The sequence below is a fragment of the Paenibacillus sp. MER TA 81-3 genome (genome assembly GCF_023713585.1).
GTDB classification, from domain to species: Bacteria; Bacillota; Bacilli; order Paenibacillales; family Paenibacillaceae; genus Paenibacillus_B; species Paenibacillus_B profundus.
In genome coordinates this window covers 26,859-49,804 of the sequence record NZ_JAMAWB010000026.1, presented here as the reverse complement: position 1 = coordinate 49,804, position 22,946 = coordinate 26,859, and the positions used below count along the sequence as shown (strand labels likewise).

At 39.3% G+C, this 22,946-nt stretch carries 18 protein-coding genes; 15 read left to right on the top strand and 3 right to left on the bottom strand.

Annotated features, from left to right (window positions below; translation table 11 throughout):
* The first annotated feature begins 146 nt into the window (after positions 1–146).
* The 5 genes from M3650_RS26840 to M3650_RS26820 all read left to right on the top strand — a co-directional run bounded on the left by M3650_RS26840 (position 147) and on the right by M3650_RS26820 (position 3,677).
* Positions 147–899: a class I SAM-dependent methyltransferase gene (locus M3650_RS26840; protein ID WP_251579194.1), complete on the top strand. Its 753-nt coding sequence runs from the start codon at positions 147–149 to the stop codon at positions 897–899.
* Positions 900–1,021: 122 nt separating this feature from the next.
* On the top strand, positions 1,022–1,456 hold the full coding sequence (locus tag M3650_RS26835) for a GNAT family N-acetyltransferase (protein WP_251579192.1): 435 nt from the start codon (positions 1,022–1,024) through the stop codon (positions 1,454–1,456).
* A 385-nt stretch (positions 1,457–1,841) separates the two neighbouring features.
* Positions 1,842–2,513 (top strand): HAD family hydrolase, encoded by a 672-nt coding sequence (locus M3650_RS26830; protein WP_251579190.1) that lies wholly within the window; start codon positions 1,842–1,844, stop codon positions 2,511–2,513.
* Positions 2,514–2,838: 325 nt separating this feature from the next.
* Positions 2,839–3,351: a helix-turn-helix domain-containing protein gene (locus M3650_RS26825; RefSeq protein ID WP_251579187.1), complete on the top strand. Its 513-nt coding sequence runs from the start codon at positions 2,839–2,841 to the stop codon at positions 3,349–3,351.
* Between the two features lie 38 nt (positions 3,352–3,389).
* A complete protein-coding gene (locus M3650_RS26820; RefSeq protein ID WP_251579185.1) occupies positions 3,390–3,677 on the top strand; it encodes a transposase in 288 nt (95 codons plus the stop codon).
* Positions 3,678–4,089: 412 nt separating this feature from the next.
* Here the strand turns inward: M3650_RS26820 and M3650_RS26815 are convergent.
* A protein-coding gene (locus M3650_RS26815) for an IS3 family transposase (protein ID WP_251579183.1) occupies positions 4,090–5,210 on the bottom strand; the annotation gives its coding sequence in 2 pieces (ribosomal slippage) (positions 4,090–4,964 and positions 4,964–5,210; 1,122 coding nt in all).
* Between the two features lie 130 nt (positions 5,211–5,340).
* On the opposite strand from M3650_RS26815, the gene M3650_RS26810 reads away from it, so the two are divergent.
* The 10 genes from M3650_RS26810 (at position 5,341) to brxL (ending at position 20,161) form a co-directional block, all read left to right on the top strand.
* A complete protein-coding gene (locus M3650_RS26810) occupies positions 5,341–5,931 on the top strand; it encodes a hypothetical protein (protein ID WP_251579181.1) in 591 nt (196 codons plus the stop codon).
* A gap of 27 nt (positions 5,932–5,958) precedes the next feature.
* On the top strand, positions 5,959–6,225 hold the full coding sequence (locus tag M3650_RS26805; RefSeq protein ID WP_251579180.1) for a hypothetical protein: 267 nt from the start codon (positions 5,959–5,961) through the stop codon (positions 6,223–6,225).
* Between the two features lie 81 nt (positions 6,226–6,306).
* Positions 6,307–6,654 carry a hypothetical protein gene (locus tag M3650_RS26800; protein ID WP_251579177.1) on the top strand — a complete coding sequence of 116 codons (348 nt, stop codon included), beginning with the start codon at positions 6,307–6,309 and terminating at the stop codon, positions 6,652–6,654.
* Between the two features lie 199 nt (positions 6,655–6,853).
* Entirely contained in the window at positions 6,854–7,084 is a 231-nt protein-coding gene (locus M3650_RS26795) for a helix-turn-helix domain-containing protein (RefSeq protein WP_285848691.1), read from the top strand.
* Positions 7,085–7,114: 30 nt separating this feature from the next.
* The gene (locus M3650_RS26790; protein WP_251579176.1) at positions 7,115–7,717 is read left to right on the top strand and encodes a DUF1819 family protein; all 603 of its coding nucleotides are present in this window, start codon (positions 7,115–7,117) and stop codon (positions 7,715–7,717) included.
* Positions 7,718–7,743: 26 nt separating this feature from the next.
* Positions 7,744–8,283: a DUF1788 domain-containing protein gene (locus M3650_RS26785; protein WP_251579174.1), complete on the top strand. Its 540-nt coding sequence runs from the start codon at positions 7,744–7,746 to the stop codon at positions 8,281–8,283.
* A 12-nt stretch (positions 8,284–8,295) separates the two neighbouring features.
* Positions 8,296–11,931, top strand: coding sequence for a BREX system P-loop protein BrxC (brxC, locus tag M3650_RS26780; RefSeq protein WP_251579171.1), 3,636 nt, complete (start codon positions 8,296–8,298; stop codon positions 11,929–11,931).
* A gap of 11 nt (positions 11,932–11,942) precedes the next feature.
* Positions 11,943–15,497: a BREX-1 system adenine-specific DNA-methyltransferase PglX gene (gene pglX, locus M3650_RS26775; RefSeq protein ID WP_251579169.1), complete on the top strand. Its 3,555-nt coding sequence runs from the start codon at positions 11,943–11,945 to the stop codon at positions 15,495–15,497.
* A gap of 24 nt (positions 15,498–15,521) precedes the next feature.
* The gene (pglZ, locus tag M3650_RS26770; RefSeq protein WP_251579167.1) at positions 15,522–18,038 is read left to right on the top strand and encodes a BREX-1 system phosphatase PglZ type A; all 2,517 of its coding nucleotides are present in this window, start codon (positions 15,522–15,524) and stop codon (positions 18,036–18,038) included.
* Positions 18,039–18,085: 47 nt separating this feature from the next.
* Positions 18,086–20,161 carry a protease Lon-related BREX system protein BrxL gene (gene brxL / locus M3650_RS26765; RefSeq protein ID WP_251579165.1) on the top strand — a complete coding sequence of 692 codons (2,076 nt, stop codon included), beginning with the start codon at positions 18,086–18,088 and terminating at the stop codon, positions 20,159–20,161.
* A 363-nt stretch (positions 20,162–20,524) separates the two neighbouring features.
* Here brxL and M3650_RS26760 read toward each other — a convergent pair whose 3' ends face one another.
* Positions 20,525–22,183 carry a hypothetical protein gene (locus M3650_RS26760; protein WP_251579162.1) on the bottom strand — a complete coding sequence of 553 codons (1,659 nt, stop codon included), beginning with the start codon at positions 22,181–22,183 and terminating at the stop codon, positions 20,525–20,527.
* Between the two features lie 158 nt (positions 22,184–22,341).
* On the bottom strand, positions 22,342–22,710 hold the full coding sequence (locus M3650_RS26755; protein ID WP_142546877.1) for a hypothetical protein: 369 nt from the start codon (positions 22,708–22,710) through the stop codon (positions 22,342–22,344).
* Positions 22,711–22,946 lie beyond the last annotated feature (236 nt).

Sequence of the window (22,946 nt, the reverse complement as noted above, 5' to 3'; positions counted from 1 at the left end):
TTTTTGACGGTTGGTATTTGGGCTACGCCTATCAGTAGAAGCAGATTCATTACGGAGCATATTCACTAGCAAGGAAGCGTAAACAGGCGACAACAATAGTAAACGATTGTGAAGTAAGATCATTTATATTACGTGGAGGTAATTATATGAACAAAACTGATAATAGCAATATACATCGCACGAACAAGAATTATTGGGACGAGAATGGTAACGATTTTTTAGAAGCGATTGTACTGCCTTATTACGGTTGTAATACTTTAACGGAAAATGAATTAAACTTATTTGGTGATGTAGCAGGCAAAAAACTTTTAGATATTGGTTGCGGCAACGGTGAATCTCTTAAATATCATGGCAATAACAAGGCTGCCGAACTTTGGGGCATAGATATTTCTAAAAACCAGATTGAGAAGGCGGCGAAATGCCTTTCAGAAAGTGGTTATGCAGCAAAGCTGATTTGTGGGGCAATGGAGGACGAATGCGGACTACCAACAGATTATTTTGATTATATTTATTCCATTTATGCAATTGGATGGACAACGGATTTACAGGGTACATTTAATAGGGTTGCATCATGTTTAAAAAAGGATGGGGTGTTTATATTCAGCTGGTCGCACCATATCCATATGTGCGTGGCATTTGAAGAAGGTAAAGCCTTTTTTAAAAATAGCTATTTTGATGAAACATGGTCTGAGCGAGATCTTGACGGAAAAAATATTTTACTTTGCTCCCGGAAAATATCAACTTACGTAAACGCCTTGGCGAAGGCAGGTTTTGTAATTGAGCAATTGATTGAGGAGACAAACGACGAAACTTTGCAATTAACAGGCGAACTTAGCGATTGGACAAAAAAATCGCAAATGGTTCCGTTAACAGCTATTTTTAAAGCGAGGAAGCTGTAGGACAAATTGACATTCCTCACTATTTTCAGAGGCGATAGTAAGATGAAATCAGTATTCTTACTACAACATAGAGTTATGAAATTGAGGCAACCTTTATAATTAATATTTTGGGCGGTGTGAATATGGAAGTTATAATACGTGAAATTGAAGTAAATGATTGTCCTGAGGTAGTATCATTATGGATTAATGTGTTAGGAAACCGCAAGGTTAACCTTGATAATTTTTTCGTGTCTATAGAGAAAATGAATAAAGATGGGAACTATAAAACATTTGTAGCATTATTTGAAAATAAAGTGGTTGGCTTTATTGCAACGGTACAGGCGTTATCAATTGGAGATGAAATTGGTTACTTACACATCCAGGGCCTTGCTGTGCAAAAAGAACTTCAGAATAAAGGAATTGGCACAAAACTGCTTAAATATGTGGAGGGATATTCCAAAAGAAAAGGGATTTCAAGCATAATCTTATGTAGTGGATTTAAACGTACAGATGCCCATGCCTTTTATGAACATAATGGTTATGATAAAGATTCATACTGCTTTGACAAAGGTCTTTGACTTCCATTAATAAGTTTAGTTGGTTCTTGGTTCAGTTCGCTATATTTATATATTACGAAAGATAAGATTTTTATTTAGGATTTAGCCGTCAAAGGCTGAATCTGGCTCGCATTTTGAAGAAGAGAATTTGTTTAAGAGGCTTCTCGGAGAAGCTAATAACGTTATTATAGATTTGAGAGTATAGTCGAAGAAGCGACGACTCCAGATAACAGGTAACATCGCATTCAACGCTGCGGGACTACCGTCCCTTGATTGTCAGATGTATAATCAAAGAAGATATAGCAGACAACAAACGACCCAGCCTAAGATAAGAGCTATCTAAGGCTGGGTTGTTTCGTGAGTTATCGGAAAGCTGGGCAAATCCATGTTTTGAGCGAGGTATCCTATGAAGCATCAATTAAAAGGAATTGTATTTGATATGGATAATACTATTTTAAGATCAAGAATTGACTTCCAAGCCATGAAGAATGAAACATATCAATTTCTTGTATCGAAAGAGATCCTACCTGATGGATATAATCTTAATTACCATACAACATCAACTATTGTTGAAGAAGCAATACAAACGAATCGAATGACTGAAGAGTTACTAAATGAAATGTGGGATACTGCTAAGAAGCATGAAGTGTGTGGAATGCAGGGGGCAGACTTGGAGTCTGGTGCGGTGGAGGTCCTTAGTGAACTCAAAGGTAGATATCACATTGCAATTGTAACGAATAATTCTGTTGAAGCTGCAAAAATCGCATTAAGAGATAATGATATTTCTGAATACTTTGATTTCATTATTGGTAGGGAGTTAATGAAAGCATTGAAGCCTTCACCTGATGGATATTTGCGAGTGTTGGATGAGTTTAAGCACTCAGCGAATGAATGGCTCTCTGTAGGCGATTCATGGATAGATGGGAAGGCATCAATAAGCGCAGGGATAAGGTTCATAGCTTATCGATCAGATAAAGAAAAGTTGAAGCAGATGAAAGTGTACCCGACTGCAGAACTGCCCAATCTCTTGGAATTGATAAGTCTGATTGAGCAATTCGAAGAAGGCCCAGCCATCTGATAACACCATGTTCACGCATCTGGGGACAAGCCCCCTCGTCCGGCAGAGGGATTTCGGGGAAGATGGGGCAACCGGACACACCCGCACCGACTAAGCGCATCGCGCCCGGCCACGTTGTGGCCTTAAGTCGGTGGGACGTCGTGAACACAACAACGTTATCCGAAATCTCAGCATAGATATAATCAAAGCTAGAAAGGGGCGAATGTACCTGATGAGAGGTATTATATAAGTTGAATGAAAGTTCTTAGCAAGCCTTGGCAAGGAAAAAATGAACCATTTGTCGAATAAGAAACAGATAAAGAAACGGACAAAGTGGGGGAACGCCATGGATAAGCATAATGAACTGGAAAAAGTAACAGAAGCCATGAAACAAGCCAAAGAGCGTCGAATGTATGAACGCTATCAAGCCATCTATTTACACTTGAAAGGCACATCCATGACGGCAATCGCTGAAATTCTGAATCGTAATCGAATGACGGTGAGCAGTTACATTCATACGTACGAAAATGGCGGATTGGCCGCCTTGCGGCTCAAGCATTCATCTGGTGCTCCTACTCGGTTAACCAAGGAACAGCAAGATCAGTTGACGCAGACCGTCGCCTATTCGGTGCCCCACGAGGTCGGCTTTACAGCCAAGCACAACTGGATGCTTGAACTCATTGCCAGGTATGTGGAACGAGAATGGGACCACCGCTACTCGCTCCGAGGCATCTCAAAAGTGATGGAACGCTTAGGACTCAGCTATACAAAACCGACATACACGCTTGCGGCAGCAGATCCAGAGAAGCAACGCCAGTTTGCCGAAACGACCTTTCCCGATTTGAAAAAAAGTTACTGAACCATGAGATCGATCACTTACTGTTCGAGGATGAATCCATGATTCGGGATTATCAAGCGATTCAGAAAACCTGGTTTCTTCGCGGGAAGCAACGAATCATTCCAACCACGGGCAAGCATCGCGGGGTCAAGCTACTCGCGACGGTTGACTATGAGACGGGACGAATCGTTTGGCAAGAAGACGAACACTATACGGCTGAAACTTTTCTTGCCTTTCTCCAGAAGATCCTCGCGGCTTATCCGACGGGGAAACTTGTTCTTGTGTTAGATAATGCCCGGATTCATCATGCTGCGTGGCTTACGCCCCTTGGTCCCGGAAGCATTTGATACGAAGAAGCCACACCTTGCACCACCTAACCCCGTCGCGGCCAGTCACTACGTTCCTTTAAGGTGGTAAGGGTTCGTGAATATTAAAACGTTATACGCAAGTTCGATAAAGCTTCTATGAAACAACTAAATTCTCAAAATCTATTTTTAAACCATAGGTATAAAGAAAATCGACACCTAGTATAGCATCGAAACCATAGGGTTCTTTAGTAAGTCCTAGTTGAATTGTGAAGTCTTTAAGAAGGATGCTATCAATAGAGTTATTTGAGACAATCTATTGATAACATAATTCACTTAAGCCACCAACTCCATACATCCGTACCGATTTTCCGTTAATAAAGTCTATATCTAAGCCAATAAGGTTCAACGAGATCAGTATCGAAGATAGTTGTGGTGGATTGTCAACAGTAAATCAGACAGCTTTTTTAAGGGCTAATCTTCTGTAGTCAACAGGACTCATGTAGCTTAAAGTTCCATGTATACGATGTTTGTTGTACCAATTTACGTAGTCGTACAGCTCCAACTCAAGATGCTGCAGGCTCTGGAAGTTCATCTGATGAATAAATTCAGTCTTCATTACCTTAAATGTAGCTTCAGCAACGGCGTTATCATAAGGACACCCTTTCATGCTTAAAGAATGACCGATCTGGAACGTAGTAAGCGTCTCATCAATCAACTTGTTTTTGAACTCGCTGCCGCGATCCGTATGGAATAACTGAATTTGACGCAGATCTCCTTGGACAGAGGCAAAGGCACGCGCGACCAGGGGGGCATCCTTTTTCGTGCCTGCGCTAAAGCCAATGATCTCTCGATTAAAGAGGTCAACCAGTACACAAAGAATGTAGTGCCATCTGTTTTTGACTTTGACATACGTTAGATCGCTTACAACGACGCGTTTCTCTTCAGTTTGCTGGAACTGACGGTTCAGTTCATTTGACTGCTGCGACTCGTTACATGCCGCTTTGTGAGGTTTGTATTGAGCCACCGAATACGTAGAAACAAGCCCCTGTTCCTTCATGATGCGTCCAATTCGACGTCTAGATACGGTAAGTCCGCGTTCATGAAGCTTGGCTTTGATCTTTCTTGTATCATATGCTTTCCGGTTCTTCTCGAAGATTTCAACGATAGGTTTTGTCATATCGTCTTCATGGTGGCGTTCTTTTGCTTCATAATAGTACGTGCTTCTAGAAATTTGTAGGACGTCGCACATTGCTGATACCGAGTATTTGTCACGATTTCGCATGATGACACTTACTTTCGTCCCATGATCAGCGCTGCTTGCTTTAAAATGTCGTTCTCCATTTTAAGACGTTGGTTTTCTTTTCGTAAAGCAATAAGCTCATTCTCTTCAGGAGAGCGATTGTTCCTCTCTGAGAAGGAGCCTGACTGTTCTGCTTGCTTGATCCAACGATCCAGTGCAGACACAGTCAGTTCATATTCGTTTACAATATCTGCTCTTGATTTTCCATTCTCGTATAACTGAACCATCTGTCTTTTGAATTCATCTGTAAATGTACGTCTTTTTCTTGGCATAGTAGATCCGCTCCTTGTTCTGATGTGTTCATTCTACTAGCCCTTATTTTTTCTGTCCAACTAAGTGTAGCCGATTCATAATACTTGCCTTGGTTCATTGTTAAGTTATTTACCATCAAGGAATACAATTTTGTCACCTGAGATACTAATAAGTTACACGACATTGAAAAATGATTATGAGAAGTATATTGCTCGTATTTCTGGTTTGTTAGAAGATCATATGATAAGTAAGCTTTACGATTGCCTTGTCTTAAGAGATGTTCCCTCGAATCTATCAGAAACTGAAGGAGTGACTAGTGATACAGCTCCTGTTTTAACAGATGAGAATTTAATTGATCTGTATGAGTTCTGTCGGGAAATTTCTCTGGACGAAAAACTTAAAGAGAACAGGTTAGAAGCAGAGAAAGTCTTGTTAAAGGATATTCGTGATGAGTTGAGCCACTTAAGACAAAGTATTTCGCAAAATGACGCTGAGAAGGAAAAGGTAATTGAGTGGTTATTGAAAGATAGGGGTATTTGGGATCATATTTTTTATACTAAAGAACAGTCCAATGATTGGTCGAAGCGTGATGTTGGGCGGGTAGATGCTGTTGAAGAATGTGCTAGTTTTATCTCAAACAATAGCACTTATGTTACATATCTATCCATGTTTAATGAACAGGTTCGATTACCAAAAGAGTTTCAAAAGTATCGTGACCAAATCAATCGGAGTTTTGAGTAAGCTTTTGAAGAAAATGATTTCAACAAATTGTTCCCCGATATTACTAATAGCACATATAAAGAGAAGTTTGCAGAAATCGGGCAGCTTAGCCCACTCGTATTAGAAAATTTAGAGCAACTGATTCCAACCCTTCCATTTCTCAATATGATAAATCAGTTTAAACTGGAGCTGAAACGCTTAGCTAGAACGGAGTCAGGCAGTTACCGTGATAAATTTGATGGGAAAGTACATGTCTTCGCAACGGCAATGGGGCGTCTTGCCAGTCGCAAATTAGGTCTTTCAAAAGAGATTTAAAATAAATACTTCGGACATATCTTTGGTAAGAACTATTATTCATATAAAGATGAATTCAAATCCTTTTTCGAAGTTACTGTCGTGAAAGAGATTAATGAGGACGGGGTCAAGAAGAAGGTTAGTGCCGCAAGTAACTGGTTAAAGCTGGCATACCATGTTTCACGTATAGAATCCTTGAGCTGCAAACTAAAGTATGTGGGTGGAGATAGATACTGGCTGGTGGACATAATTGATTCTGGGGAATCTAAAGCGAGAGGGGAATATTCACTCTTTAGATACTTTATTCAAACAAATAGTTCTGGTTTCCGTACCTGGGCTGCAAATTATCTTGTTGATGATATACCTCGAGCCGACTATGTATGGTCAAATGATTACTGGACAAAAGGGATATTGCATACGGTAAACAATCAAAGTTTTAATTCAAACTGATTTTGTAAGGAGAAAATTTATTGTTTCTGATAATTAAAGGTAACCCTGTCAAATAAAATGGCAGGGTTCTTCTAATTTTATAATAGCTCAAAACCACAATGACTTTAAATCAAAATTATGAGAAACTCTCACAAACCTATACTTAATTCCTGTTAGAGTGAACTTTTTTGTGCTATGATTTAGCGGGTGATGTATTTCAATGATTGGGGTGTTTTTTGTGGATGTACGATACAATAAGCTGTTCAAACTTCTGATTGATAAAGGGATGAAGAAAACAGATCTACGCCATGCCACAGGTATAAGTCCTAACACATTGACTAAACTTTCTAATAATGAATATGTCTCAATGGACGTGCTTGTCAAAATATGTCGAGTGCTTAAATGCGATGTAGGAGATATTATGGAAGTTGTTTCTGCTGTAGAAAACTAACAGTAGAACGGATATTCGAGGGGTGATGGTATGGCGAAATTAGAATATAGTGCTGGAATGGTGAAACATTCATTTTGGTTTAATGAATTTAGAAAAATGATTGGTCTTCTGCTGGAGGGAAGTAGTTGGGAGGAGATCAAACGATTATGCCAAGAGGAAAACATTTTTTCTGTGCGTACAGTTGAGCGAGCGAATCACATATACCGTGTGGTTGCCAATCGTGTGAATAGTTTAGATAGAAGCATTCATACGTTTTTTTATAATGGCGAATTGAGTACACAAAAAATAATTGTACTAATTTCTATCATGAAGACGGACAAGCTTTTTTTTGATTTTGTCTACGAGGTTTATTATGAAAAGATCCAATTTGGAAACAATCAACTTTCTGACGGCGATATTCAGCTTTTTCTTAGAAATAAGCAAGTTCAAAGTGAGCGAGTTGCGAAATGGACAGATGAAACTTTAAAACGTCTAGGAAGGGCATATAAAACAATTCTCATTGAAGCTGGTGTTTTGATTCGTGGCTCAAGGGATAACATCCAAAAGCCAATATTGGATATCGCTTTGAAAAGTTGGCTAATGAATAACCAAATGCAGATATATCTGGATGCTTTGACAGGGGGAGAAAGGTGAAGACATTACATGAACGACTAGATCAGATGGAACAATTAATTCGTCTCCCCAACTTTCGACAAAACAAAGGGCTGGGTAATGAAGTGGGATATTATGTATTTGACTATCCTCCAGAGCATGAACTCGTTGTGCGGCAGCGAATACAATACATGAAAAACAAGAATAGCAAGTTTAATGATGGGTATGAATTGGTAGTCTTTGATCTATATGATATTGTCATCGAAATGCTTGAAGAAGAAGGTTTTCTAGATTTATGTTATGGATTCGAACAGAAAAATGGGTTAGATCGTATTGTTACAGCTATTGAACGGCTTGTATATGAGGAGAATATGGTGGAGCAATATATTCAAAAGAACACTCCTCAGATGGCGGTTGTAGTATTAATAGGGGTTGGAAAATGTTATCCATTTCTTCGTTCGCATAAAGTATTGAATAATCTGCATCATGCGGTTGATCATGTACCAGTAATTATGATGTATCCAGGAACGTATGATGGTCAACAACTCGTGCTTTTCTCGGAATTAAAGGATGATAATTATTATAGAGCTTTTCGACTCGTTGATTAGGAGGAATGGATGATGATGTCAATTCGCGATATGTTTGTTAAATCGATAGACCGTGATATTAAAGGCGTGATTAAAGTTGGTCAAGCAGATGATGAGAACATTCGCCAGGAACTGGATGAGTATGTTGTTACAAAGGAAATGCAAAAGCATTTCGCTGACTTTTTTGCCAGTTACAAAAAAGGAATTGCTGGACGTACAGATAAAATGGGGGTTTGGATATCTGGATTCTTCGGAAGTGGTAAGTCACACTTTTTAAAAATACTATCTTATTTATTAGAAAATAAGGCTGTCAATGGACGGAAAGCATTTGAATTCTTTACTGAAGATAAAAAAATATCAGATTCGATGGTACTTGCAGATATGACATTAGCTTCAAATGTATCCACGGATGTCATTTTATTTAATATAGATTCCAAAAGTGATGTTAGCGGCAAACAGTCGAAAAATGCCATTGTTTCGGTTTTTCTTAAAGCATTTAACGAGATGCAGGGTCTATGTGCTTCTATTCCTTTTTTGGCTGATCTGGAGCGCACACTAATAGAAGCCAATATATATGAAGAATTTAAGCAGTTGTTTGAAAAATTGTATAAGAAAACATGGGTGTCCTCTCGGCATAAGTTTGATTTTATTCAGGATGTTGTTGTGGAAGTTTTGGTAACTTTAAATTTTATGAGCGAAGCCGCGGCACGTAATTGGTGCGAGAAAGCTGCAGAACCATACCAGATTAGTATTGAACAATTTGCAAAACTGGTGAAAGATTACATTGATCGAAAGGGAAACAATCATCATGTTGTCTTTTTAGTAGATGAGATTGGTCAATACATAGGTGATGATTCCAAGCTTATGTTGAATTTACAAACTGTCACTGAAGACCTTGGGACAGCGTCTCAAGGAAAAGCATGGGTGATTGTAACGAGCCAACAAGATATAGATGCAATTGCCAAAGATATGGGGCTACGTAGTAATGATTTTTCAAAGATACAAGGTCGTTTTGATACAAGATTATCGCTTTCCTCTGCCAATGTGGATGAAGTCATAAAAAAACGTATATTGGAAAAAAATCAGACAGCAGATGAGACATTACGACTGTTGTATGAACAAAAATCAACAATCATAAAAAATCTGATAGTGTTTAACGATGGAGTGGAAAAAAAGCTATATGTTAATGAACAGGATTTTTCTGCTGTTTATCCATTCATTCCTTACCAGTTCAACTTGCTAGGCGATGTACTGACATCTATCAGGCAACATGGTGCATCTGGAAAGCATCTTTCGGAGGGTGAACGTTCGATGTTGGCCCTGTTTAAAGAATCGGCAGTGAGAATCATGAATAATGAAGCAGGTGCGCTTGTGCCTTTCAATGTATTCTATGATGCGTTACATCAGTTCCTTGATCATCGACATAAAGGAGTAATCATCCGGGCGGCAAGCAATACTTATATAAATCCCAATCAAGAAGAAGATTGCTTCAATGTTAACGTACTAAAAACCTTGTTTATGATCAAATATGTCAAGGAAGTTACGGCTCATGTAGATAATATTGTTAGTCTTATGATCAATCATGTGGATACTGACCGTATCGCACTCAAGAAAAAGGTTGAGGATGCACTTAAAGTACTGGTTGATCAGACACTTGTACAAAAACATGGCGAGGTATACGTGTTTCTAACAGATGAAGAACAGGAAATTAATCAAGAAATCAAAAACCAGACAGTAGAAATGGCAGAGGTCATTGCCAAAGTATCTGAATTGATTTTCACAGATATCTATGGGGAAACGAAATATCGCTATCCAGCTTTCAATGGCCGCTATCATTTTTTATTTAATCAGTTCGTGGATGATCGTCTTCATCGTCCCAATCAAAATTATGATATTGGTGTTCGAGTATTGACGCCAAATTCAGAGTATGCTGACGATGAAATGACGCTGCGGATGGTTTCTGGACAGAAAAAGGAAGTATTGATCGTTTTGCCTAACGATGCTGCTTTTCTGGATGAGGTTCGCAGTGCTTTAAAAATCGAGAAGTATTTACGTACTGCTGCTTCGGGAGCTTTGACAAAGTTTCAACAAATTAAGGATGCCAAAAACGTTGAAATGAACGAAAGAAATGGTCATGCAAAGCTCTTCCTTACAGAATCGCTCAAGCAAGCTCAGATTTATGTCAATGGAGACAAGGTGCAAATTTCTGCAAAAGACGTATCCACTCGTATTAACGAAGCAATAGGCAAATTGGTGTCGACTGTTTATCACAAGCTTCCGTATATTAATGTGGCAGTGGGAGAAGCTCATTTAAGAGAGTTGTTTACTACTTCTATGCAACAGTCATTAATATTGGAAGGTGGAGAGCCGGCTAATGCGAATGCATTGCGAGATGTATTAGAATTTATCTCTCTTAATGCAGCATCACACTTAAAAACATCAATGAAGAGCATAATGAATCGTTTTATGAAAGCACCTTATGGATTTGTCGAAGACGATATAGAGTGGCTGATTGCCTATCTATTCAAAAACGGTGATATTTCTTTTACGGTCAATGGTAGTGGCGTAACCTTATTGAACAAGACTTCAGAAGAGATCATTCGCTATGTGACAAAACGTGAATTTGTAGAAAAATTGCTTATGGATCGGCGTGAAAAAGCTACAGATCAACAGAAAAAAACTGTGCGAGAGTTATCTAAGGAACTATTCGGTATTTCTATCATGAGTGAAGATGACGATTCCATCATGCAGGATTATCAGCGCTATAGTCAACGCTTATTAAATGACATTGAAAAGATTGAGATTATGATGCAACAAAATAATTCTTTACCTGGTAGAACAGTTGTTTCATCAGGAAAGTTACTGCTTCGCAATGTGCTGCAGATACAGGTACCAGCAGAATTCTTCCAACTGCTTCATCGTGATCGGGACGATTATCTGGACTTTGCGGATATGTATGAACCGATCAAGCTGTTCTTTAATGGAGAACAGAAAAATATTTTTGAGCGTGCTCTTCGTCTCATAGCTATTTTCGATGAAAGTAAAACCTTTATTGTGGATGAGCAGGTAGAATTGTTAGTAGCAGATATTAAGGGGATTTTGAAGAAAAATGAACCTTATACGGACATTCCGAAACTTCCTGATTTGCTCGATAAGTTTGCCGCGGCGTATACAAAGGTGCTTGATGATATGTCTATTCCTGTGCGTGCTGCTGTAGATGATGCGAAGGAACGCATTGTGGATGCTTTGGATGGTAAGCCATATCAAGATGCAATGAGTGAACATGCATTTAGGTTGTTTCAAGAAATATACGATAAATTACAAACGTGTAACAATGTCGCCACATTGCAAAATATCAGAGTAGAAGCAGATGCACTAAAAGTAAGGCTGCTCAACGAAATGGATGCCAAGGATAGACAGTTTGTGAGGGAGCGTGCGAAGCAGGCTGAGCAATACAAAGTTAACAGTGAAACGGCTACTACAGCAGAACCCGAAGTGCAATCACTACCAAAGGTGAAAAAACGTCGGAATATCAGTATTAAAAGCATCAATTTGACAAACTCCTGGCAAATTGAAACTCAGCAGGATGTTGAAAAATATATTGCTGCATTACGTGAGCGCATCTTGCGTGAACTTGATGAAGAAACGGTGATTAATATCGAATTTTAGGAGCTGTATAAATGAACAAAACGGCTATTAAAACATTTGCTACATGGGCAAGAAATAAACTGATTACAGATATTACGTATAAGGCAGGATTAATGGGTGTGTCGTGCGATGGCATAGCTGAACCACTGCCTCAATCTACGAAAGAAATTCAATTTTTCGATATTGGAGCGAGTGAACCATATGCTATTTCAAATATAGAGATCGCACAACGTAACAAGTTAGTTGAGATCATTAAAACTAAAGCCGCTAGTTCTGATTATAAAAATGCTTATCGTTATGTAGTCGAGGAAGTAGCGTATACCTGGTTTAATCGCTTAATTGCTATTCGTTTTATGGAAGTCAATGATTATCTGCCTTCTCGTATAAGAGTACTCTCATCGGAAAGTCCAAATAAGCCAGAGCCAGATCTCGTGACAACGCCGTTCGATGCTGATTTCCCCTTTACAAGCGCCGAGCGGGAACGAGTGCTGGAGTTTAAGCTAGACAATAAACTAGACGATCTTTTTCAGATGCTATTCATTAAGCAGTGCAATGCCTTACACGAAATCCTACCTGAACTGTTTGAGAAGACAAATGATTATACAGAATTGCTCTTGAATATCACATATTCAGATAAAGATGGTGTTGTATCTCGACTAATTAACAATATTGCTGAGGAAGACTTTCAAAATCAGGTTCAGATTATTGGCTGGTTGTATCAGTATTATAATACGGAGCCGAAAGAAGATACCTTTAATTTATTGAAGAAAAATGTGAAGGTTACAAAAGAACGCATTCCTACGGCAACCCAATTATTTACCCCAGATTGGATTGTTCGTTACATGGTCGAGAACAGTCTTGGACGACTGTGGTTAGAGCAGGAGCGTGCAAGAGTTGGCCTTGGAAATGAATATCTAAATGGTAGTTATTTTGGTTGGAAATATTACCTTGAAGAAGCCGAGCAAGAACCATCTGTTCAAAAGAAAATGGATTTACGTCTAAAGGAACAGAAGTATTTAAGACCTGAAGAAATTAAGATTATTGACCCTTGTATGGGGAGCGGTCACATTTTAGTTTACGCTTTTGATGTATTAATTCAAATTTATGAAAGTCAAGGCTATAGTGCGAGAGATGCCGCCAAGCTTATATTGCAACATAATATTTTTGGATTAGATATTGATAAGCGTGCATGGCAGCTTGCCTATTTTTCATTAATAATGAAGGCACGACAATATAACCGAAGAATATTTAATGAGCAAGTAGCTCCTCAATTGTATTTTCCTTCTGGGGATGCAGAGGGAGAGGAAATTGGTTCTTTAATCAAAGTAGATGTACTTGAACCAATGCCACAAATATCAGAAGGTCAAATGACAATTGAAGATATTAACTATGCTGAAAAACTAAGTATATGGGATTTTAAACGAGTTCTCTCGCAGCATTACGATATAGTTATAACTAACCCACCTTATATGGGTTCTAGTGGAATGAATAACAGGCTATCGGAATTTTTGAAATTGAATTATCCAGATAGTAAAAGCGATTTGTTTGCGGTTTTTATAGAAAAATGTACATCAATGGTTGCGCCGCAAGGATATAGTTGTCTGGTAACAATGCAATCATGGATGTTTCTTTCAAGCTACGAAAACCTTCGTTACAAACTACTTTCTAATAACACAATAACTAATCTTATGCACATGGAAAATATGGTTATGGGTATTGCTTTTGGCACAGCTGTGACAATTTTAAAAAATGTATATGTTAGAGATTATAAGGGCACATATAACTACATTAAATTATTGGATATAGACGATGATGAGCCGATAGTTTTCCCTGTTGTCAAAAATCGTTTCTCACAAGTAAGTGCTAATATATTTGCAAAGATTCCTGGAATGCCAATAGCATATTGGATTAGCAATAACTTATTAAAAGTTTTTGAAGAAGGATCAAAAATGTCTGAATTAATTGAACCTAAACAAGGCCTTGCAACAGCGGACAATAATAGATTTTTAAGATTATGGTGGGAGCCAAGCAATAATAAGATTAAATACGATACAAATAGTATAGAAGAATCGAAAGCAAGTGGTTTTAAGTGGGTTCCTTATAATAAAGGTGGAGAACGGCGGCAATGGTATGGGAATTATGACTATGTAGTGAATTGGGAAAATGATGGTTTTGAAATTAGAAATTTCAAAGATAATAAGGGCAAACAGCGTTCAGCAGTAAGGAGTCCACAATTTTATTTCAAAGAAGCAATTACGTGGTCAGATATTACAAGTGGAGGCTTTAGTATAAGGTATAGAACCGCAGGAAGTATACATGATGTTACAGGAATGTCGGCATTTACTGAGAATCGGATGCTGTTACTTTATCTTCTTGGACTAATGAGTACAAAAATAGCTGATTATGTCTTTAAAATATTGAATCCTACGATTCATTTGCAGATCGGTAATTTTAGTAATTTCCCTGTGTTAAGTCAAAATCAGATTAGTGAAAGGGTCATATTAATCATTGAGGAATGTATCCGATTATCGCAAAATGATTGGGATTCTTTTGAGAACTCATGGGAATTCCCTTATCATCCTTTAATAAAAGGAGCTAACCAAGGGACGGATAAAGATACACAAAATAAAATACAGTTATGCTACGAGCAGTGGAAGTCCATTACTGAATCCCGATTCCTTCAACTTAAGGAAAATGAAGAAGAACTTAATCGTGTCTTTATTGATATTTATGGCTTGCAAAGCGAGCTTACTCCAGAGGTGGGGGATAAGGAAGTAACGATTGCTCGCATATTTGATAACAAAGAAGACATTCCGGAGAGCATGAAAGGCAACAAATATGTATTGACCAAGACAGATGTGATAAAGTCATTTGTTTCTTATGCAGTTGGTTGCATGTTTGGCCGTTATTCCTTGGATGTGGACGGACTTGCTTATGCGGGTGGTGAATGGGATGATAGCCAATATCGAACATTCATTCCGGATAAAGATAATATCTTGCCAATTACAGATGAGCAGTATTATGAGGATGATATTGTCGGACTGTTTGTTGCTTTTGTGAAGAAGGTGTACGGACAGGAGACATTGGAAGAAAATTTGGCCTTTATTGCTGAAGCTTTGGGCAATAAGGGGAATAGCTCACGAGAGAAAATTCGCAATTACTTCTTAAAAGACTTCTTTAAGGAACACTGTAAAACCTACCAGAAGCGACCAATTTATTGGTTGTTTGATAGCGGCAAGCAGGATGGCTTCAAGGCGTTAATATATATGCACCGTTATGATGAGAATACGATTGGCAATCTGCGTATTGACTATTTGCATCGTCTTCAACGTGTTTACGAGCGAGAGATTGCTCGAATGGATGAAACTATTAAACATAGTGACAATGCACGAGAAAAATCTGTTGCGGAAAAACGTAAGGAAAAGTTGATGAAGCAGTTGAAGGAAACGAAGGACTACGATGAGAAAATTGCTCACCTTGCCATTGCTCGCAGATTTATTGATCTGGATGATGGAGTAAAGGTTAACTATGAGAAAGTGCAGACAGACTTGGAAAATACCATGTTACCTGTGCTAGCGAAAATTTAATTGAATGAAGAAAGGGACAGCAGGATGCCCGAGTTGAATTTGAAACAAATCGTCGATAAACTCAATGCAGAATTTACCGGGGAAACTCGCAAATTAGTCTTTTGGTATGACGAGCATGCTGAGTTTGTTGAAGATATCACAAGTTTGAAACTGGATCGAGCTCAAGTGTATGTACTTGAGCCAGATAACCAGTTTCGCACAAAGATATTTTTGGAGCGGGAAGATACAGAGACTAGCTACTTGCTCTATGCTCCTTTCCCAAAACCGGCTATACGCGATAATCACTTGGAGGATATGCTGCGTTATTCGAAACGCTTCTATGCAGACCGTGCCTCACTGTTAACAGTGGATTTGGGGATTGATGAACAGTACAAGCCAATTATTCAGAGGTATATCAAGTTCTTTGCTTCTAAGGAAAGAGAACGCAAATTCTATAGTCTTGAGATAGAGCAGTTCACAAAGGAAACAATTGAAGTTGCTCTTCTGAGTGTCTTATGTAAGGCACGAACTGTTACATTTGATGAAGTTTTACGAGTGGTTATGACAGAGGATAAATTAGAGAATAATCGTTTTCTAAATGAGTTTGAGAAGTTCGATTTGACCACGACATTTTGGCAGCATTGTGAGAGAGAGTATGGCTATTCAGATGAAGCACCTACATTAGAAAAACTTACAGCTACTTTGTTCGTTACGTATACGGAACGTTATTTGAAACAGGAACTACCACAAGCATGGCGGAGTTTTGTTTCTTTGAGACAAGGCAATGTGATCGTATTTATGGATCATTTTATGAATAGTTTTCTCTACCATGAGCGTTACGATGAATTATCTGCCGCGGCATCTGTTATGCTGAATGTTTCCGGTGCTATCTCGAAACTTGATTATGAAACCCTACTTGACTGCGATTCATTCGCCGAGATTGATCAACTTTTGTTGAATTGGATAATGGAACGATTGCTGGATGAGGATACAGGAGCAAAACTTCGGGAATGGGACATACCAAAGATTTGCCTGGAGCGTGGCAAAAAGCATTTTGGTACACGATTTAAAGTACAGTATAGTATGTTAGCTAGTGCTTATGAAGTGATTGTTGCAGCTAATTATGCTTGTTCAGATGATTTGAAATCATTGATTGCTCAATATCAACAAAAAGATTATCAAATTGATGCTCACTATAGGCACTTTTATTTCTTGTATGACCAGTTGACTGACACTTCTGGCTATGAAAAATTGCGTGATTTAATTGAGAATATCTATACAAATGAGTATTTGGCAAAGCAAATGCCTATGTGGACATCATCTTTTGCAAGCGATGCAGCAATGAGCAATTTGCCACTGCAAAGACACTTTTACGGCCGTTATGTTGAAAGTAGTAAGAGGAAGGTTGTTGTCATTGTTTCAGATGCTTTGAGATATGAGGTAGGACAGCAATTGTTTCAAAAACTTGAAAGAGACCCTAACTGTGAGACCAAAATAGAAACAATGATGGGTATCTTACCTTCCTTCACACGATTAGGTATGGCCTCATTACTTCCACATAAGAAACTAGAAATGACGGATGAAGGGAAAGTTCTTGTGGATGGTTTACCTTCAGATAATCTTAAACAGAGGGAAGAGATTTTACAAAAATCGGTCCCTAATAGTCGTTGTGTACAATTTGATGATGTCAAGCAATTAAAGAAACCTGAACTACGTGAACTGTTTACAGGAATGGATGTTGTATATGTTTATCATAACCAAATAGATGCACGAGGAGATAAGTTGAACACCGAGAATGAAGTTTTTAATGCGTGTGAAGAAGCAATTGAAGAAATTTATACTCTGATTAAGCGTCTGTCTGTAAATGCTAATACGTATCATTTTGTAGTGACAGCAGACCACGGTTTCTTGTATAAACGTGATAAGCTAATGGAGTATGACAAAATTAGTGGAGTAAGCGGAAAAGGAGCTTATGTTAATCGTCGCTTCATTGTAACTCGGGATGCAATTCAGGAAGACGGTGTATCTTCGGACATTCTTGGAAGAATGCTAGGAAATGATGACAATCGGTATGTTTCGTTTCCTGTCAGTACGAATGTTTTCAAGGTTGCGGGTGGTGGACAGAATTATGTGCATGGGGGATGCTCACCGCAAGAACTACTCCTACCTGTCATTCATGTGAAAACTGAACGGGGGCATGTGGAGACACAACCTGCTTCAATTGCCTTGGTTAGCATGGTTCATAAAATTACGAATCTCATTACTTCATTAGATTTTATCCAGACTGAACCCGTTAGTAGTGTAGTTAAGGAAACGAGCTATAAGCTGTTTTTTGTTTCGGAGCAGAATGAACGTATTTCGAATGAATGCAACTACTTGGCTGATCGAAAAGATAATGATCCGCAGAAAAGAATGTTTCGTTTGCGCTTTGATTTTAAAAATCAGAAATATCACCGTAATAAAAGATACTACTTGGTAGCATTGGATGAAAAAAATGATTCGGAAGTATTTCGTCATGATGTTGTGATTGACATTGCTTTTGCTAATGATTTTGGATTTTGACTGAGTAGGATGCTGTGAGATTTTATTTTGGAAAGGCAGTTGTTGTTATGGAAGAGCAACTGAACAATTTATTAAAAGAGTCTTTTGCAGGGAAAGTTGTTCGCAAGGATCTCACCAAAAAAATTAAAGAGGGAGCAAATGTACCTGTATATGTCCTTGAATATTTACTCGGCATGTATTGCGCCACGGATGATGAAGAGGCAATTGAACAAGGTATTCAGCGTGTAAAAGGTATTTTGTCGGATAACTTCGTACGTCCGGACGAGGCGGAGAAGATTAAGTCTAAAGTTCGTGAATTAGGTAGTTATACCATTATCGACAAAATAGAGGCTAAGCTTGATCCCGACAGTGATACGTATCGAGCGGTTTTTTCCAATCTTGGGCTAAAGAACGTTGTTGTAGCTGACACTTATATTAAGCAGTATGAAAAGTTACTGGCCGGTGGTATCTGGTGTATTTTGCGAATGAACTACAATCGGCTTGATGAACGCTATGATGAGTTTGATTCAGATGCACCAAAGGGGAATAAGAAAAATAGAGTCAGCCCGTTTGAGATTGAGGAGCTGACTCCAATTCAGATGGCGCACATGGATATGCAGGAGTTTTTTGAGGGCAGAAAGCAATTTACTAAGGAGCAGTGGATGGATTCTCTACTACGAAGTGTTGGTATGGAGCCAACACAGTTTGAATACAAAACAAAATGGCATCTACTTTTGCGAATCGTTCCATTAGTAGAGAATAACTATAATCTTTGTGAGCTTGGACCTCGCGGAACAGGGAAATCGCATGTTTACAAAGAAATTTCACCTAATTCCATCCTGATCTCTGGCGGACAAACTACGGTAGCAAACTTATTTTATAACATGGCTAGCAGATCCATCGGGCTTGTTGGAATGTGGGACTGTGTTGCATTCGATGAAGTCTCCGGAATTACTTTCAAAGATAAAGATGGTATCCAGATCATGAAAGATTATATGGCATCGGGATCATTTGCACGAGGAAAGGAAGAAAAAAATGCTAATGCTTCAATGGTCTTTGTAGGTAACATTAACCAGAGTGTGGATGTCCTACTGAAAACATCTCATCTATTCGAACCTTTCCCGGATGCAATGGCGTATGATACAGCCTTTTTTGATCGAATGCATTATTATTTGCCTGGCTGGGAAATACCCAAAATGCGGCCTGAGTACTTTACTAATGAATATGGATTTATAACAGATTACTTAGCAGAATTTTTTAGGGAAATGCGCAAGCGAAGCTTTGGAGATGCGATTGAAAAGTACTTCAGGTTAGGCCATGACCTCAACCAGCGTGATGTCATTGCAGTCCGTAAGACTGTTTCTGGATTGATTAAATTGTTGTATCCACACGGAGAATATAGCAAAGAGGACGTATCTGAAGTGCTTGAATATGCGCTTGAAGGGCGGCGTAGAGTGAAGGAGCAACTTAAAAAAATTGGTGGTATGGAGTTTTATGATGTTCACTTTTCTTATCTAGACAACTCTACTTTTGAAGAGCATTTTGTAGCAGTGCCTGAGCAGGGATCTGGCAAGTTAATACCGGAAGGTCAAAGTAAGCCGGGGCATGTTTTTACTGTAGCTCATGGAGATACTGGAATGTTAGGTGTCTATAAAATGGAGACAGAAGTTGTTGGTGGAACCGGAAGATTTGAAGTAACGGGTATTGGATATGATCGTGAGGCTAGAGAAAATGTAAAAACTGCTCAGAATTATTTCAAGGCTAATAAGAAACTAATTAGTGGCTCCATTAATATTGATACCAATAATTCACTTATGCATTTGGTTGATTGTCAAGGAGTAGGGACTCCTGCTGAGATTGCATTGTGTGCTTTTATAGGACTGTGCAGCGCTTCTCTGCGAAAGCCAATACAAACACAAATGTGTATACTTGGTAATATGAGCATAGGGGGAACGATCAGTAAAGTGGAGGAACTTGCCAACACATTGCAGGTCTGTTTCGATGCCGGGGCTAAGAAAATATTGCTTCCAATGTCTAGTGCCGTTGACATAGCAACTGTGCCGTCAGATTTATTTGCAAAGTTCCAGACTTCATTCTATGTTAGCCCAGAGGATGCGGTTTTCAAAGCATTGGGAATTGAATAGTTAGTTGTGTTTAAAGACAAATGAAAGTCTTAGATGAATAATACATTGATCAAAATTCAGCCCCACCATGCATTGAAATTAGCAGGGGGGCTAAACTTATATTGGGATATTAAAGATCATCCTCCCAAGTCATGTTATCGAAAAAACGTTGTAGTTCAATAGCCTTGTTCATATGTTGTTCTAAAAGAACCGGATCAGAGGAGTTAAGTAGTGCCTCCTGCTCATCCAAGTAATCTTTTAGTTCCTTAAGGAGAAGTTATTGGATTGAAAAAGGGATGTTGCTCAGAGGAGGTGAAATTGTACCTTTCTCTTGGAAAAGCAAGCAGGCCTGAAGAACACGCAGGCACTTGCTTTTCCCGTTCATTACCACCATCTACGCTCCAGCTTCTTTTGGTCAGCGTTCCTTTGGTGATCGCGTTTCCCGAAAAATTCGTCTTCCCGGGCAATCGTTGGGTCATACCAGTCTGCCTTGGCTTTTGCCCATGCTATCCAATCCGTTGTCTTTGAATCAAGGTTTTCAGATGCCTCAACTGCCGTAATGTAGCGTCTTATTTTGCAGGCGATATCGTAGTCCTCCGATAAATTTCCCAGTATCAGTGTTTGGTCAACCTCTTCATTTACACGTTGACGGCGTTCCTCTCTTCGACGTTCCTCTTCCTGACGCTTACGTTCGGCTTCTTCCCGAGCCTCGCGCTCTTGCCTGAGTATATCAGAAGCCTCGTACAACGAAATCATGAGATCACCAATACGATCTTCAATGACGTATGATTTACAATCTCGGAAGCTTTTTGAGTTATTAACCGAAACGGTTATTCGGCCATTGTAAACATAGTCATACTTTTTGATTTTTGGTTTTGACGCCCATGAATGGCGGCGCTTGTCTTCTTCATACTTTAGTAGCTGTACGTTTTCATCTTTCGTAGGAATATGCTTGATTTCGTCCTTTGCTTCTGTCACCGAGACAGAGACGTTTTCTCCGTTAACAACAAACTGTAGATCGCTGGTTAGCGAGCATTCGAGCGGCTCCATGGCTTTGATTAGCGCATCAAAGATATGCAACACCCTGGGCAATGCTTCTTCAGAAACCGTGTCGGCAAGAAAGAGAGGAGTATCCATGACTCTTCTATTATAACCTCTGGTTTCTTGCTCCCTATGTTTTCTCTTCCAATCAATGACTGCTTTTCGGTGGGCTACAATTGTCGGATGCATTTTGGCGTTCTCATCGGGCAGCCTGATTTGCGTTGCAATAGAGAGAACGACACTTCTATCCTCTTCATTCAAAAAGCTGACTGTCTCTTTCTCAAGTGGTGGAGTGTAATCCGTTCCGGTTCTTACACCTGATTTTTTAGTAGGTTTGTTGGTTATAGGTAACGGAGTACGGGTTACTGGCTTGCCTGCTCGAAGCTTGGCCCAATACCCAACTGGAGGCGTGGGGATATCCAACGACTGGCACACTTTCCGGATTGCGACATCCGAGACAGCATATCTTTTAGCTATGTCGGTTACGGGAGCCAACCATATTTCATTGTATAGAAGCTCTCTGTCATAAATATTGAAGGTTTGTCCGGATTGCTCATACGTTTCTGGTAGGTCAATGGTTTGAGCGACCTCGCTGGCATTATCCCGCATTGTTGTAGAAGGGAATGGAGCCTGTTCCTCCATTGGTAATGTAGGAGCTTCGAATGCTGGTGATGCTTCTGCGATGCCTGCTTCCAACTCTGCTCCACCAGAGCTTTCATTCGTTAAGTTTTGCCTCTTCTTTTTACGAGTAGAAGGGTGGGAGTTGGATAACAAAATGATTTCTTCTGCCGGCTCCGGTAATTCAAGCTTGGTTACAGGTTTGTTAAAATTGAGCTTCGTCCAGTATCCAGACGGAGGAATCGGAATGCCCGCGTCTTTAATCTGTTTCATAAGGTGGGCATAAGGGAGGTTGTATTTTTTGGCCACTCCGGCGACCGATATTTCCCAGATTTCATCGTATAATTGCTTTCGAGTCATTTCAATATTCGAATACTCGGGCAAAGCGCTTCCCACCTCTCCTTCACTTGACGAGCTTACTTCAATGATGGGAACAACTGCAGGTTCAATTCTAGTTGGTTGCTCTTCTTGTGCGACTTGTTGAACTGCTTCTTTATCATCATGAAAGTCAATTGCAGTGTGTTTACCCTGCAGTGTGTAATTTACCTGCGGTGCAAGGAGTGCGTCGAATTGTTTGATCCCTCCAATCCCTCGTTTTCGCTTAATAGAAAAACCAGGTCCCGTTTCATTTCTTCGAATTGATTAATGATCGTATTCAAGTTTTTTTCAATATTCTCCACCTGAATCGCATTGATCTTGCCGTGATTATAGGCAATAAGCCGTTCCGGTACGATGGTATAAGACCAACTCTCCCTATATCGATCTTCATTACGAATTGCAAAACCAATTGGCAACAAGTCATTTCTCATACCGAGTGTCAACATGTTTGGGGATATACCCAGGTAATCTGCTGCAATTTTAATGGTGATTTTGGACATGCCTCTGATCTCTTCATCCGAATACTTTGCCATACGTTTCACCTCCTTTAGCAGGGCGTTTTTCTTCCGGTTTTAATATCATTAGTTTCACCTTTATCATACTACATAGTAGTGTGCTGGGTAGTTGTTTTTGAGGATTTGATTATACGTAACCTCTATCCTGAGGCCACAATAGATTAAAGGATATGATGCCATTACTGTCGAAATTTATAAAAATGCGTCGATGACTGGAGATGGCATAAGGCAGGATATTAACAAGCCTATCGGCG